Raw genomic sequence first — 14,354 nt, 5'->3', positions numbered from 1 at the left:
TTCTACCACAAGCTGTTTTCGCTAAGTTTTTTGGAAATCTGGTTGACCATGATTAGCAGAATGAAGTTAATCACTGTATTAAACAGATTGATGGCCGAGGAAAAGCTGTACTGGCTGCTGAGCAGTCCGATTTTGTAGACATAGGTGGATAGAATTTCGCTTGAGGTGGCATTCAAATCATTCTGCATCAGATATACCTTTTCGAATCCGACACCCAGCAGCCCGCCAACCCGCAGGATCAGCAGCGTAATTGCTGTCGGCATCAGCATTGGAATATCAATATAACGTACCTTGTGCCAGCGGCTTGCCCCGTCCACCGTAGCGGCCTCATACAGACTCGGATCAACCGCCGACAGCGCGGCGATGAAGATAATGCTATCCCAGCCGACATGTTGCCACACATCCGACCAGACATACACGCTGCTGAACCAGCTAGCTGTACCCATGAGGTCCGGGGCCTCTTTGCCGAACAGACTGTACAGATTGCCGACGAGGCCCGTGCTTGGGGAGAGCAGAATCATCATCAGACCCACCATAACTACCGTGGAAATGAAATGCGGCATATAGGATATGGTCTGAAAAAAACGTCTGAACCGGTTCGGACGCATCTGATTCACCATCAGCGCCAGCATGATCGGGATCGGAAAGGTAATCAGGCTGTAGACGCTGATAATCAGCGTATTTTTGATTGTTGCCGAAAATTGGTACGAGTGAAAAAACTTCTCGAAGTACTTGAAGCCTGCCCATGGGCTATCGGTAATTCCAAGTGCCGGACTATAATCCTTGAAGGCAATAAGCACCCCATACATTGGCTTATACGCGAATAATAACGTAAGGACCACTGCTGGAAACAGCAGTGCATACAGCCCCCAGTTTCGTCTGATCTGTCCCAAGGTCCGACCTGGATGGCTTTGACCGGATTTCATGAAACCCCTCCTAAAAAAGTGTTGTGTACCTAAGCTTCTCTGTTCCCTCAGTATATCGCCCCGTTCTTACACCTGGCGGACCTATTGAAGGTCTTAACCGGACTTTCCGGGCTTACTTTCCTTGGTATAAAGAGAGGGCCTGAGGCAATAGTGGCTAGCCACACTTCATCCGGACTTTCACTGACGTTATCCGGACATTTCGGATCATTTGACCCGCACGTGCCTTGTTCCTGGCGCAGAAAAGCCGTCCTGCACAAAGCTGGGCGCGGGACGGCTTTTTTGCTCATAATATGAAGATCAGCTTCTCCTGTTTGAATATTCTCTGTCCGTTCGAAATAGCGTTACCTAATAGCATGACCTGAAAAGCAAGGAAACCAGGTTTCAACTTACGCTCCCGTATAGGATGTTAAAAGAACGCTGGAGCTTCCATGTTCAGTCTAATTGACTTCAATCAAACGCCGGACAGAGTTGATTCCCTGACCATAAGCCGGTGTCCCACAATGAAGCGCCTGGATACCGGTTTGCCATCCGTCGGCTGCCGGATGCTCCGGATCAATACGCGGGATGCGGTCTCGCCAAGCTGGCAGATACCCGTATCAATGCTGCTGATCGAAGGAACCGGCAGCGCAGACAGCGGAACATTGCTGCAGCTGATGATGGCCAGATCGCCCGGCACCGCATACTTCAGCTGCTGCAAGCTGCGAATCACACCGAACGATATCATATCGTCCGCAGCAACCAACGCCGTAGGCCGTTCTGGAAGCTTCATAAATGACAGCATGGAACTGTAGCCTCCATCCTCCCAAGCTTCATCCTTAATAATCCAGTCCGGTCTGTATTCCAGCCCATGCGCCCGAAGTGCTCTGCGGTAGCCTTTCAGCCGATCCTGCATAGCCGCATTTTCTTGAGGGCCGCTAATAAATCCGATGCGTTCATGCCCCATAGATATCAGATGCTGTGTGGCTTCGCAGGCCGCTGCCGGCTGATTGTTGTCAACGGTCAATATGCTGTCATATTGTTCACTCCGTCCGATCAACACAAACGGATAGCCGCTATTCTGCATATAGCCGATAACGGCATCGTTATTGCGCGATGCAAGCAGAACCGCGCCATCGACACGTCCTCCCTTGAGCAGGCCGGAGACCGCTTCCAGCTCTTCTTGTTCAGTCTCTCCAGAGCGGAGGAGCACTTCGAAGCCCAGGCGGCCGGCCCCGCCGGCAATCCCGCGGATCAACTCCATGAAATAGAGATTGGAGAAGATTCGGGCAGACGGACCCGGAAGCAGAACACAGATGCTGCGGGTAGATTGGGTTACCAGACTCTTGGCAACAAGATTAGGGGTATACCCAAGCTCTTTCACCGTCCGCCTGACCTTGCGGGAGAGCTCCTCTCTGACATGCGGATGGCCAGACAATACCCGCGAGACCGTAGAGATTGAGACTCCGGCTCTCCGGGCTACTTTTTTCATCGTAACCGTCATTAGACAGCCTCCCTCACGGATCGTTGCATCTCTTACACTTAAGGGTTTATTTCACACTCATATAGCGGCCATATGCGTCAGTGCGGATCTTGAGCAGCTTTTCCAGACCCATGTCGTTCAGCTTCTTCACATAAGCATCCCAGCCTTCATCGATACCGCCTTTGGTTATGAACTGGGCGCGCATGGTGGTCACATAGGTGTCGATATCCGTGGTTAACGTAGGCAGCTCCTGGAATTCCTCGGAGGTATACATAACGTTAGGGAAAGGTGTGGTTACATATTCACTGCCCAGCTTATCCAGCTGCAGCTTCAGTCCGTCACCGCTATTAGGGCTCAGCACAATATTCTTCTCGAAGGACGGGCTTACATATTTCGGACCGAAATCGCGTAGCGACTGATCCCAATACCAGGCATCGGCACTGGTTCCTGTTGGAGGGTCCATCAGCGTATAAGTACTATCGTCATTCTTCTTGATTACAGTACCAATCGCTCCCCAGAAATTCTGGATACTGGCTTCATTGGTGTAGAACTGGTCAGCCCAGCGGGCGGCGATCTCCGGATTTTTGCAGGATGAAGTGATCAGCAGCTCATTACGGTTGAGATTCATCCCGATCGGATTGCCGATGGTATAACGGTTGCCGTCCGGTCCGGCTACTGGCGGAATGGTCTCATACTGGTCGCTCCATTTGCCGAATACAGCATCTGGCGTCCATTGGTACGAGAGGCCGACGATTGGAGCGTCCGGATTCTGGAATTTGGCTGAGACCATTGTGGCGTCCTGGGTGAATAGCTCTTTGTCCAGCAAACCCTCACTGTATAATTTATTTTCCCATTTAAGGCCTTCTTTGTACTCATCGGAAGTAGGGTAGTAGATCGCTTTATCATCCTTGACCAGCATGTTGTTGCTATTGAGATCCGTGATGCCGAACGGGCTGATGAGGTCGTTGCTGACTTCGATATAAGGAATTTCATCGGCCTTACCGTTGCCGTTCGGGTCCTTCTCCTTGAAGGCCTTCAGCACAGTATACAGTTCATCCAGTGTTTCCGGTGTCTTCAGACCCAGCTTGTCGAGCCATGCCTTGTTGATGACCGGCTGGCGTGAGCTTTTGGGGCGTGACGGCAGTCTGGTAGGCAGCGAGTAGATTTTCCCGTCAGGGAAGGTGCTGATTTTTTTCATATCCGGTGTTTCTTCCATTGCCGCCTTCAGATTGGGCATATATTGATCGATATACTCATCAAGCGGCCGGAAGTAGCTTAAGTTGTTAACGATATCGGAGTCGGAAAAGGTCTGGTCCCCCAGAACCACATCTGGAAGCGTACCGCTTGCCAGCAGAATGGACTTCTGTTCTGCCCAGTCATTAGAGGACATGACCTGCCAATCAATTTTGACGTTCGAATTCTTCTCCAGATCCTTCAGCCACTGGTTCTGGGTGAAGGTATCCCCCATGCTTCCCCATCGCACAGTCAGCACCTTCAGGGTTACCGGTTCATTGACGATCGGCAGTCCTTCTTTGTTGAAGTCACCTGTTTTACTTGGAGCATTCGCATTCTCCTTGTTGCCGCTGCAGCCGGCCATTCCCAAGACCATTACAGCCGACAGAAGCAAGAGCGGCCATTTTTGGGCTAATCTGCTTTTGCTGTGTGTATTCATTCTGTAATCCCCCATTTCATTGTGTGTATACCTTTTACATGCTTAATGATAGCTCGCGGCATCCTTGCATTCCGGACCCTTTGGCGGCGTTATTCGGACCTCTGCATCCGCTTACATTATTTTGAAGGCTATCCCGCCTATTCCTATGCACAGGTATGACGCTATTCAGACTTTTGCTGGCAGTATCCAGACTTTGCGGCGGACTCACAGGAATTTCGCATGTAATTTTCCCCAATAGGTTTTATAATGGCTTTGTTAGCCTATACAAACGCTTTCATCGAAGTGAACGCGCAGGAAAGGACGCGGCATAGAGGCCATGACCAAGAATACATCACGAAACAAACCGTATCCCATCCGACATTATGTAAGAATCATGATCCTGGTCTCCTTAGTGGTGCTAGGGCTGGATCTTGTTATCAGCCTTGCCTCTATATCCATTGTGAAACAGCAGTCCACCCGGTATTTGCAGGACACCGCCAAGCTGTACATCGACCGCATCAATCACGATTTTTCCTATATTAATCATTATATGGGCTGGACGCTTGCGAACGACGAGAGCCTGAATATGATGAACGCCTATGATCCGGACAGCAGCGAGTTCATCAAATCGAACGATGACCTTTACAAACGTTTTTCGGAGCTGCAAAAAAATTACGGGCAGGAATTCAACTTCTTCTTTTATATGAAGAATCAGTCTTTCTTCCTCAACTGCGCACCCATGAGTATCAACTATACGGATTATCTGGAGCTAAAGAAGCAGATTCATTCCTATATCGAGGACAAGGATGTGTACGCCGATTTCTATTCCAGATGGTCGCCCATCCTGGTCAACGGAAACTACTATATTATCAATATCGTTCCCTATTACAACCGCTATCTGATCGGACTAATCCCCGCAGACAACCTGATCCACCCTTTGCGGCAGCTTAATCTGGGGGCGAACGGGTATGCTTCACTGGTGGATGAGAACGGAACCCGCATCTCAAGTCCCTTATCAGGCAGCGGGAAGCTGGTGCCGCAGGAGGCCAAAGGGCCGGGGCTGTTGCAGTCCCGTACAACCATCAGCAGCGAATTTTCCAATACAACATTCAGTGCCCATATGGTCATTCAGTTCGGAGCATTTGAGAAAATCATGATTGCCCAGCTGCTGATCCTCCTTCTGTTCTTCATGGTGACCTCCACCATCTGCGCCGTGATGCTCTTCTTCAATAAAAGAGTGCTTGGCCCGATACAGAATTTTTCGGAGAATCTGGGTCACTTGAATGAAGAAGGCCAGCCTGTAGACTTCAAAAGCAGCAAAATCATCGAGCTGGAGCAGGCTAACGCACAGTTCAAGGACTTAGTGGAGCAGATCAAAACCTTCAAAATCGCCATCTATGAGCAGGAGCTGGAGAAACAGCGCATTCAGCTGGACTATATGAAGCAGCAGATCAAACCTCATTTCTTCCTGAACTGTCTGACCAGTATTTACAGCATGGCCCAGATCCAAATGTATGAGGAAATCGAAAATATGGCTATGTCGACGTCCAAGTACTTCCGTTATACCTTTCAGAGCGGTGAGAATTTTGTCCGGCTGGAAGATGAAATCGAGCATGTCCACATATATCTTGAAATCCAGAGAAGCCGGTACCGGGATGCCTTCAGCTATCATATCAGACAGGACGAGACAACCAAAGATACGATGATTCCGCCGCTGGTGCTGCAGACCTTCATCGAGAACTCCATCAAATATGCGATTTCCCGTAACCCTGAGGTGCAGATCAGCCTGACGGTCAACCGGCGCGAAACGGCGGAGGAGAAGATGACGGTGATTCAGATTTCAGACAGCGGGCCCGGCTTTGCCCCCTCGATTCTGGATAAGCTTAAGCGGGGCCAGCCCTTGGATCAAAGCAAAGGCACACATATCGGCATCATGAATACACTTAAACGGCTGGAATATCTGTATTTCAAAAAAGCGGTTGTCCACTTCTCCAATATAGAGGGAGGCGGAGCTTCTGTCATCTTAACTCTTCCGGATCTTCCGAATACTTCAACATGAATGGAGAATTTCCTATGAACGTATTATTAGTAGATGACGACTATTATGTAGTGGCGGCATTGCAGAAGAAAATTGACTGGGCAGCACTGAAAATCGAAACGGTGTATACAGCGAGCAATGTCGCCCAGGCCCGTGAAATTGTGGAGAAGTTCTCCGTGCAGATTCTAATCTCGGACATTGAAATGCCGCAAGGAAGCGGACTTTCACTGCTGGCCTGGATCCGGGAAAATCATTATCCGATTCAAACCATCCTCCTCACCAATTATGCCGACTTCAATTATGCACAGAAAGCGATCGAGCTGCAAAGCTTCGAATATTTTCTCAAGCCTATTGAATTCGACAAGCTGATGCTGATCATCCAAAAAGCGGTTGTGCGGGCCAACGAGCAGCAGCATAATGAAAAAGCCATTCAGGAAGGCTACTATTGGCAAAAGAACCAGTCGAAGAATCTGGAGCATTTCTGGCGCAGGATCGTGAGTGTAAGCACCTCTTCCCCCATCAAGCGCTCAGCCATCGTCTATGCGATCAAAGAGCAGAATCTTTCCTATCAGATGGATGACACCCTGCAGCCGCTGTTATTCAATGTATTTCCCTATAATGGCACCATGGGCAAAGAAGAGAAGGATCTGTTTGATTTTGCCCTGCTTAACATTCTGTATGAGCTGTTCCAGCACCCAGGCTTTGTGATCGAGAGTATTCTGGAGATCAAGGACTACCACTGGATCGCTATCCTGAAATGGAACGAGGCCCCGGACACCGGGACACTGGAGGAAATCTGTACCTCTTTTATCCAGAAAACAAACCCCTATCTCAAATGCGATGTATGCTGCAATATTGGCTTGCACGGTCAGCTGAAGGAGATCGGCACTGTGCTGAAAAACCTGCTCCAGATGGATGAAGAAATCACACGCTCCCGGAATCATACCTTTACGATGGAAATGTACCAAAAGCAGAGCAAAGCAGTCTATCTACCACCGAATCTGGCCCATCTGGAAGAACTGCTGAATCAGAACAAGCTGGCCTCTTTTCTGGAGGAAGTAGGTCGTTATCTTCTGGGACTGCAGGTCAACCGAACCGTCGACACCTCCATTCTGAGCCTGTTCCGGCTGGATATTGTGCAGCTCGTATATTCATTTCTCAAAATGAAAGGCATTCAGGTACATAAATTATACAGCGGCAAGGCGAATGACCGCCTGCAGCTGCAGTCCCTGACGTCCATCGAGGACATGCAGGAATATCTGGAGTACCTGGTGAATACCGCCATGAAATACCGGGATCTCACCGCACAGCCCAAATCGGTCGCTGAAGAGATTAAGCAGTATATCCATACACATTACGGGGATGAGCTGACGCGGAACGATCTGGCGGAGATTGTCTATCTGAATCCGGATTATCTGGCCCGGCTGTTCAAGAAAGAAACCGGTGTTGCCTTGGGCAGTTATGTGATCCAGGTCCGGATCGCCGCCGCCAAGCAACTGCTGGAGACTACCCGGCTGTCAGTCTACACCATTGCGAGCAAGGTGGGCTATACCAACTACTCCTATTTCTCCAAGCTGTTCAAGCAAGAGGTAGGCCTGTCGCCTAATGAGTATAAAAAGGAGCAGCACAGCCAGCCTGTATTATAGGAATGAAAGGTTATTACTTTGCTGAGAGAGGCCTAGCTTCTTTTTTTTGTGTGTTTTTCATGGGGAATTCCTTTGATGTATAATAAACTTGACACTATGAATGGTATGTATTACATTATGTACATCAAACTTAACTTGTTAACAAAATATTGTATAGGCGGTGTAGCGTATGACCTATCAAGAAAAGAAGAGCATTGTATCCCTGTTTACGGCAATCCTCATTTTCGGATCTTATTGTGCTTACATGTATCCAAAATATCCCGAGGGGGCAGGCTCAACGGAAATCTTTCATTATTGGGGTTCCTTCGTAATCACTTTGACTCTGGTTTCAATCGCAGTGCATATCCTGATCAGCATTATTTTCAACATTTCCTTTAGGATCACTACGGGAGAAAAGGAACCGTCCTTTGCCGATGAACTGGATAAACTCATTAGCTTGAAGGCCACCCGGAATTCTTTCTTTGTATTTGTCCTTGGTTTTCTTGCTGCAATGGGATCGCTGGTCAACGATCAGCCCATACAGGTGATGTTCGTGATCCTGATTGCCGGCGGATTCATCTCTGATGTAACCGGCTCCGTTACGAAACTTTATCACTATCGGAGGGGAGTCTAGGATGGGTAAGAATCTGGTTGGCAATCACATCCGCAGATTACGGTTCGACCACGATGAGATGACACAGCAGCAACTGGCAGACAAAGTAGGGGTAACGAGACAGACCATCGTGGCTTTGGAAAAAGGGAACTATTCGCCCTCTCTGGAACTGGCCTTCCGGATTGCTATCGCCTTCAACCTATCTTTGGAAGAGGTATTCTTCTACGGAGACAGCCCGAAGGAATAAATTAATGAGGAGATGAAAGCATGAATTCCAACCAAGCAGCAGCGAAAATAACGGGTGTTCTATTTATTCTTGCAGCAGTTTCATCGATAGCTGGACTTCTTTTATACGATCCGATCCTGAACGGCCCCGATTATTTAGTGAAGGGTTCTGAACATGCCAACCAGGTGATACTGGGGGCGGTTATGGAGTTAATTCTTGTCATCTCCGCTGTCGGCACTTCGATTACCATGTTCCCGCTATTAAGAAAATACAATGAGACACTGGCTCTTGGACATCTATGCTTCAGGTTTCTTGAGGCCGTAATCATCACTGTGGGCATCATCAGTGTGCTGTCCTTATTGACCTTAAGCCGGGAATTTACGACTTCTGCCGCTGTGGATATAACCTCTTTGGAAGCTTCAGGCACACTATTAAAAGCAATTCACGACTGGACGTTTATGCTGGGGCCCAATGTCATGCTGGGAATCAACACGCTGTTTTACAGCTACATTTTTTATCAAACCAAGCTGGTCCCCAGGTTCATTTCGGTCTTAGGCATTACCGGATCCATACTGGTGTTTAGTGCAGGGCTGTTAGAAATGTTCGGAGTATTTCCTCAACTATCGGTATGGGGAGCTATCTTGTCATTGCCAGTAGCCGCCAATGAAATGATCCTTGCCGTATGGCTTATTGTAAAAGGCTTCAACATATCCTGGCATCGATAGGCCATTCTGGTCTGTCGCCTAACTATCCCCCACTGAATATATCTGAAGTATTAGATGATTCAGGAAAGGATGTTGTCTGTGCAAGCTGTTCTTCATCATCCCATTCAAGGATGGATTGCCTACACGTCGGATCGCGGCGGAACGTTCGATATTTGGCTGTACCGGACGCAGGACGGTCTTCATTTTCAACTTACCAAAGGACTTGGTGCGGAATTTTCCGTTCCCTATTGGTCTCCAGACAGCAGGAGGATCGCTTTCATCGGCAGGGACAATGTGGTCCACCTGCTGGATACAATCACACTCTCCGTAGCCAGGATCGACCAAACCGATCCTTACACCCTGCTGGACTGGTCATCAGACAGCCACTCCCTCGTGTACGTCAAAAACACCCAAATCGTCGTCTATGATACGTTCTCCCATAGCAGCTATGCCATCCCGGAGCCGGGTGCCAGCGACGCACAGTGGTTCCCTTCGGGTTCGGAACTTCTATTCGCGGCTCCGGATTCCACCGGCACTACTCAGCTCTTCCGTCTCCGGACCGATAACACCCGTCGCAGACAAATCACGCAAAATACGGACGGCCCGCTCCATAACGTTAGGATATCCCCGGACGGAACCTTCGCATTATATACATCCCCCGGTGCCAGCATCTCCATCATTTCGACGGTGGATTTGAGCACCGGTGCCCTCTATACACTGGGAGGCGGACCGCTCGCCAAAAACTATTTCCCGGCATGGTCCCCTGACTCCCGTAGCATCGCCTACAGCGCAACCGACTATAAAGAGCCGGATTATTATTCTCTCATCCAGATCGACAATCGTACCGGTCAGAACCAAAGAACGCTGGCGGCCTCCGACTGTTATGCCACTCCTGTCAGCTGGTCGCCGGACGGTAACCACATTGCCTATTTATCAGGATGCGCAGGTACAGGAAGTACAAGTCAGCTCTGGATTGTCGGTATCAGGGAGCAAATACTGGTGAACGTCCTCAGCGGCGGCCGGATTACCTCCTTGCAGTGGTCTCCCCGCGTTTGAAAAGAAAACAATTAAAATACATCAATTAACAATCTAAATATATTGTTAAACGATAAATTATGTGTTACATTCACAGTAACAATAATTAAATGAGGTGTATGTTGTGGAGCGAGGAACCACTCTCTTTTTAAGGGCGGCTGTTATTCTAATTGGAATCCCGGTTCTTGCTTTATGCATTTTTGCGGTGCCGGAGATCGCGGAGTTTGCAGCAGAATTGTATCCGGATATGACTTCTATTAGATATCTTGTACTCATCGATTTGTATGCATCGGCAATTCCCTTTTACTTCGCTCTGTATCAAGCTTTTATACTTTTAGGCTATATTGACAAGAACAAGGCTTTCTCTGAACTATCTGTACAGGTTCTAAAAAAAATCAAATACTCTGCATTCACAATCAGTGTCTTGTATGTTGCTGGCTTACCGCTTTTCTATCTTATGGCGGATATGGATGATGCCCCAGGGATTATAGTCATCGGGTTGATTATCATTTTCGCCTCCATGGTGATTGCCGTATTTGCTGCCGTTCTCCAAAAGCTATTAAAAGAAGCCATTGAAATAAAATCAGAAAATGACTTAACAGTCTGAGGTGAAATCCATGGCGATTATAATCAATGTTGATGTGATGCTGGCTAAACGGAAAATGAGCGTAACTGAACTTTCGGAGAGGGTTGGTATTACGATGGCTAACCTTTCTATATTGAAAAATGGAAAAGCAAAAGCGGTCCGATTCTCCACTTTAGAGGCGATTTGCAAGGCTTTGGAATGTCAGCCTGGCGATATTCTGGAATACAAAATGGACGAAGAGATTTAAACTCAAGGGTGGCAGTTCCTATTATTGAGTTAACGGAAGCATTCGCCCCGTAAAGGGGCGGATTTCTTATGCTCGCATGAATGCTTCTAACGGCTCCAGAGTCGAGAACGTCTTCTTTGCATCCTTCTTCCGCTGCTCACCGTAGAGTTGGTTCAACTCTTCGAATGATTTAGCTTCAATCTTCTTATACCCCGACTTGGTATATCTGTTTATGTACCTCTTTTGCCCTTCTTCTTCAACCCACTCATATACGATGTCGTATTTGTCCCTCAGATTCTTCAAATGAAGTGCCCGGCGCAACACTGCATAGTGTTCTTCAATGGCTTCATCGCATTCCTCCATAATCTTCTCGTATGCGCAGCCAACTCGCATCTGAATCTCCAATGCCCGTTCATCACCGTATCTCGCAAGAAATTCCTTGAGCGAAACTAGCGCATATAGCGTTATTTGTTCCTTGTCATTCGGATTCCTGTATTCATAACAGCCTACAACCAATTTGCGGTCGGACATTTCCTCCTTACTGAATTGCATATTGAATAAATACTCGAGTGACTTTTGCTTCATAACGGTATCCAACATCACTTCTTTATCAATCTTGATGCCAGTTGGCACCCATGGAAACGGTAATTGTCCGTTACTTTCACGCGATATGCTACCCCTCATATTCAAAATCGGCAGACTCGTAGCAATTGCGTACGACCTGTTATATCCTTCGCCTGCAAATATTCCCTGTTCTTCCCACATGTATCTTGCTCCTCCTTTTAGTACCAAGTTCCATTCGGCGCCTAGTGCCACCAGTTGTCTGCGAAGTAAATCTCAGCGCACTAATTTAAAGTTAGTCTAATTTAGAATCTCGCCTTTATCTATTTTCGCCAAACGTTCTCGCCAAACTGCGAGTTGTTCAGGCGTTTGTCGAACCCAATCTTTCACTTCGCCAACAATTTTTAGTGGGGCTTTGCTGCGATATGATCTCGTCGGATTACCTGGAAATTTCTTGTCCGTCACATTTGGATCATTTTCCCACTCGCCTGTCGGCTCAACGAGATACACGCGCGGTACACCATCGCCTTTTGCCAACTCAGCAGCTAAACCAGCCCCATCACGTAAAGCTGTAAAATAAATGTGATTCATCACAACATCGGGATTGTAATTTGAGCGAAAGCCAGCTGTGAGTAAGTCTCCAATCTGCAAATCTGCTCGTGTCCCATGATAAAAAGGACCTTTATCAAGAATTCCAGCCATCTCGCCACCACCCCCAAATTCAGTAAAATAAACTATCTTATCATGAAATCCGCCTTTTAGTTGAATAGCGACCGATTCTAATGCGTGTCCCGTTAGCGAACCGAGGAGCAGACCCCCCTGATGCGTGAATATGGGGTTATACGCCGTTACTGTCTTCAAAGCATCACCTAAAAACCTTTGATCACGATTTCAACTCTATTTTTTGCTTTGATATAAAAACTCAACTTCACCATCTAGCAAATATCGATATTCAAATAATTGCATTGTTCTTTCCTTAATTCTCTCCATTATAACCGTGTCTAGGCTTACTAATCCTTGTGATCCAAGGTAACTATTGTTAATAAATGTCTTCTCTACAAATTCTGTTTCCCTTAAGTGATACTGTAACCATTCTTTCTGCGATTCAATTAGTGCTTTTTTGGGTTCTCTATCCAATTTAGAAAGAAGACTTTTATATATTTGATTCAATTCTTTATCCCAAACCTCTGAATATTTGTTTACCAACGTCCTCCATTCAATTGTTGAAAAATCTTTGGCATTTTGAAATTCATTAAATTCCACCTCATAATCATGATCTATAGGATTTCGAAGCATTTCATCATAAAATTCCCCAGTCAAATCATAGTTCCCAATGCTCATGGATAACACTTCATTATTATTAGTATCTGATTGACCTTCAGTTATTTCTTTCGATTCTGTTCCATTACCTGTACTCACTACATCAGGAGGCAGTTCAGAATTCATTATCGATTTAGCTTCGCTGTTCGAGGTAGTCGACTGACTAATATTTTGGCAAGCTGAAAACACTATCGTTATAAAAAATAATAAGAGTATCTTACCTTTCATAAATTATCTCCTTAAATATGATCTTTAATAGTTTGTTGAATACTTATTCAAATTTTAACTGGAGTGAATCACAAATTGGCTGATAGCCTATCTTTTGATAGATACTATTAGATGTGGGATTTGCTAAGTCCGTATATAAGACGCACTTAGTGAATCCTTTATCCAATGCAAGTTGGCTGATTTGTGCCACAATTGAAGTAGCGTAACCCTTCCTGCGCTCATATGGAGGGGTATATACAAATGCCACGCCAATCGCCGTCTGCATTACCCTTGTATATCCTGCCATAGAAACGGGTATCCCGTTGTCCTCTAAAATATAGATTTTTTTCGATGCTATCCGATAGAGGTAAGGGTCTGCATCTTGCGGGATAGACATTTCTGTTGCGCCATAACTCCCCGCTGCATAAAATGCTTCAGCCCAGTATGGGAAAAAGTGAATATCCTTTTCATCTAGCAATCGAATGTTGCCAACCTTTTGAATGTCTGGGTTTACTGCCGTAAGTTCATATATACGTTGGCTCATGGTTGTATTAAAAGTTATTCCCTTGCGCAAGGTATATTCTTTGGCAAAATACTCTGCCAGGGTTTTTTCGGTTGTCACACCTGGAATTTCACGGTCTTTCAACCCATCTATCAGACAGTTTATAGCTTCTGGGATAATTATGTTGTCTGTTGCATAAAGCGTAATATTGTGTGGCGGTGTCATGATGGCGGTAAGTTGTACGCCCTTAGCATCCGAAATAGTTGCCATAAGCCAATTTTCAGGGTCACGCCAGTCTGTTTTGTCTTTTCCTTCATGCCCAATGATGATATTGCCAAGAGGAATCAAATTTTGTGCTTCATGACGCATCAGCACATCATAGGTATCTATGTAAAACTCATGCACATCCGTATACAACTTGAATTGCATTACAATGTCACCCTTTCCTCTGCTCAACGTTTTTCCGGATTGTTCGAACTAATCGTTCTTACTTACGGTTGAACTGCAATTAATTGATTAATGAAGCTGAATAAAGCCAGCCGATCGCGTTGACTACCGGTTGCCCTATCGTGTTTGAACTAACGTTTCCAGTTAGTCAGTAAATTACTATATTTTATCTTCCAGTTTTCTAACCATTCTTGATAACTCTTTCGAGTTACTTCCTCTAATGTTTTT

At 46.6% G+C, this 14,354-nt stretch carries 15 protein-coding genes; 8 read left to right on the top strand and 7 right to left on the bottom strand.

Annotated features, from left to right (window positions below; translation table 11 throughout):
* Window positions 1-2: 2 nt before the first annotated feature.
* The 3 genes from ACAN54_RS24560 to ACAN54_RS24550 form a co-directional block, all read right to left on the bottom strand.
* Window positions 3-926 carry an ABC transporter permease gene (locus tag ACAN54_RS24560; protein ID WP_379161655.1) on the bottom strand — a complete coding sequence of 308 codons (924 nt, stop codon included), beginning with the start codon at window positions 924-926 and terminating at the stop codon, window positions 3-5.
* A 451-nt stretch (window positions 927-1,377) separates the two neighbouring features.
* Window positions 1,378-2,406, bottom strand: a complete 1,029-nt coding sequence (locus ACAN54_RS24555) for a LacI family DNA-binding transcriptional regulator (RefSeq protein WP_379161653.1) — start codon at window positions 2,404-2,406, stop codon at window positions 1,378-1,380.
* Between the two features lie 46 nt (window positions 2,407-2,452).
* On the bottom strand, window positions 2,453-4,057 hold the full coding sequence (locus tag ACAN54_RS24550; RefSeq protein WP_379161651.1) for an extracellular solute-binding protein: 1,605 nt from the start codon (window positions 4,055-4,057) through the stop codon (window positions 2,453-2,455).
* 316 nt (window positions 4,058-4,373) lie between these two features.
* Here ACAN54_RS24550 and ACAN54_RS24545 point away from each other — a divergent pair, with 316 nt between their 5' ends.
* The 8 genes from ACAN54_RS24545 to ACAN54_RS24510 all read left to right on the top strand — a co-directional run bounded on the left by ACAN54_RS24545 (window position 4,374) and on the right by ACAN54_RS24510 (window position 11,110).
* Window positions 4,374-6,095: a sensor histidine kinase gene (locus tag ACAN54_RS24545; RefSeq protein ID WP_379161649.1), complete on the top strand. Its 1,722-nt coding sequence runs from the start codon at window positions 4,374-4,376 to the stop codon at window positions 6,093-6,095.
* A gap of 14 nt (window positions 6,096-6,109) precedes the next feature.
* Window positions 6,110-7,720 (top strand): response regulator transcription factor, encoded by a 1,611-nt coding sequence (locus ACAN54_RS24540; protein ID WP_379161647.1) that lies wholly within the window; start codon window positions 6,110-6,112, stop codon window positions 7,718-7,720.
* A gap of 169 nt (window positions 7,721-7,889) precedes the next feature.
* On the top strand, window positions 7,890-8,333 hold the full coding sequence (locus tag ACAN54_RS24535; RefSeq protein ID WP_379161645.1) for a hypothetical protein: 444 nt from the start codon (window positions 7,890-7,892) through the stop codon (window positions 8,331-8,333).
* 1 nt (window position 8,334) lies between these two features.
* A complete protein-coding gene (locus ACAN54_RS24530) occupies window positions 8,335-8,559 on the top strand; it encodes a helix-turn-helix transcriptional regulator (RefSeq protein WP_379161643.1) in 225 nt (74 codons plus the stop codon).
* Between the two features lie 20 nt (window positions 8,560-8,579).
* Complete coding sequence (locus ACAN54_RS24525; protein ID WP_379161641.1) at window positions 8,580-9,263, top strand: DUF4386 domain-containing protein; 684 nt, start codon at window positions 8,580-8,582, stop codon at window positions 9,261-9,263.
* 78 nt (window positions 9,264-9,341) lie between these two features.
* Window positions 9,342-10,298 (top strand): WD40 repeat domain-containing protein, encoded by a 957-nt coding sequence (locus ACAN54_RS24520; RefSeq protein ID WP_379161639.1) that lies wholly within the window; start codon window positions 9,342-9,344, stop codon window positions 10,296-10,298.
* 103 nt (window positions 10,299-10,401) lie between these two features.
* A complete protein-coding gene (locus ACAN54_RS24515) occupies window positions 10,402-10,884 on the top strand; it encodes a DUF2975 domain-containing protein (protein WP_379161637.1) in 483 nt (160 codons plus the stop codon).
* A gap of 10 nt (window positions 10,885-10,894) precedes the next feature.
* Window positions 10,895-11,110 (top strand): helix-turn-helix domain-containing protein, encoded by a 216-nt coding sequence (locus tag ACAN54_RS24510; protein WP_379161635.1) that lies wholly within the window; start codon window positions 10,895-10,897, stop codon window positions 11,108-11,110.
* Between the two features lie 66 nt (window positions 11,111-11,176).
* On the opposite strand, the gene ACAN54_RS24505 is transcribed toward ACAN54_RS24510, so the two are convergent.
* The 4 genes from ACAN54_RS24505 to ACAN54_RS24490 form a co-directional block, all read right to left on the bottom strand.
* Entirely contained in the window at window positions 11,177-11,854 is a 678-nt protein-coding gene (locus tag ACAN54_RS24505) for a hypothetical protein (protein ID WP_379161633.1), read from the bottom strand.
* A gap of 96 nt (window positions 11,855-11,950) precedes the next feature.
* Window positions 11,951-12,352: an NAD(+)--rifampin ADP-ribosyltransferase gene (gene arr, locus ACAN54_RS24500; RefSeq protein ID WP_379162522.1), complete on the bottom strand. Its 402-nt coding sequence runs from the start codon at window positions 12,350-12,352 to the stop codon at window positions 11,951-11,953.
* 195 nt (window positions 12,353-12,547) lie between these two features.
* Window positions 12,548-13,198 (bottom strand): lysozyme inhibitor LprI family protein, encoded by a 651-nt coding sequence (locus ACAN54_RS24495; protein WP_379161631.1) that lies wholly within the window; start codon window positions 13,196-13,198, stop codon window positions 12,548-12,550.
* Between the two features lie 43 nt (window positions 13,199-13,241).
* The gene (locus ACAN54_RS24490; RefSeq protein WP_379161629.1) at window positions 13,242-14,108 is read right to left on the bottom strand and encodes a GNAT family N-acetyltransferase; all 867 of its coding nucleotides are present in this window, start codon (window positions 14,106-14,108) and stop codon (window positions 13,242-13,244) included.
* Between the last annotated feature and the right edge of the window lie 246 nt (window positions 14,109-14,354).

The organism is Paenibacillus diazotrophicus (assembly GCF_042610465.1).
This window is presented reverse-complemented; position numbering and strand designations above follow the sequence as displayed.

Bases quoted from the DNA above. Each gene is read 5' to 3' on its own strand.
- ACAN54_RS24560 (WP_379161655.1), bottom strand. From the start codon at position 926: ATGAAATCCGGTCAAAGCCATCCAGGTCGGACCTTGGGACAGATCAGA.
- ACAN54_RS24555 (WP_379161653.1), bottom strand. From the start codon at position 2,406: ATGACGGTTACGATGAAAAAAGTAGCCCGGAGAGCCGGAGTCTCAATC.
- ACAN54_RS24550 (WP_379161651.1), bottom strand. From the start codon at position 4,057: ATGAATACACACAGCAAAAGCAGATTAGCCCAAAAATGGCCGCTCTTG.
- ACAN54_RS24545 (WP_379161649.1), top strand. From the start codon at position 4,374: ATGACCAAGAATACATCACGAAACAAACCGTATCCCATCCGACATTAT.
- ACAN54_RS24540 (WP_379161647.1), top strand. From the start codon at position 6,110: ATGAACGTATTATTAGTAGATGACGACTATTATGTAGTGGCGGCATTG.
- ACAN54_RS24535 (WP_379161645.1), top strand. From the start codon at position 7,890: ATGACCTATCAAGAAAAGAAGAGCATTGTATCCCTGTTTACGGCAATC.
- ACAN54_RS24530 (WP_379161643.1), top strand. From the start codon at position 8,335: ATGGGTAAGAATCTGGTTGGCAATCACATCCGCAGATTACGGTTCGAC.
- ACAN54_RS24525 (WP_379161641.1), top strand. From the start codon at position 8,580: ATGAATTCCAACCAAGCAGCAGCGAAAATAACGGGTGTTCTATTTATT.
- ACAN54_RS24510 (WP_379161635.1), top strand. From the start codon at position 10,895: ATGGCGATTATAATCAATGTTGATGTGATGCTGGCTAAACGGAAAATG.
- ACAN54_RS24505 (WP_379161633.1), bottom strand. From the start codon at position 11,854: ATGTGGGAAGAACAGGGAATATTTGCAGGCGAAGGATATAACAGGTCG.
- arr (WP_379162522.1), bottom strand. From the start codon at position 12,352: ATGGCTGGAATTCTTGATAAAGGTCCTTTTTATCATGGGACACGAGCA.
- ACAN54_RS24495 (WP_379161631.1), bottom strand. From the start codon at position 13,198: ATGAAAGGTAAGATACTCTTATTATTTTTTATAACGATAGTGTTTTCA.
- ACAN54_RS24490 (WP_379161629.1), bottom strand. From the start codon at position 14,108: ATGCAATTCAAGTTGTATACGGATGTGCATGAGTTTTACATAGATACC.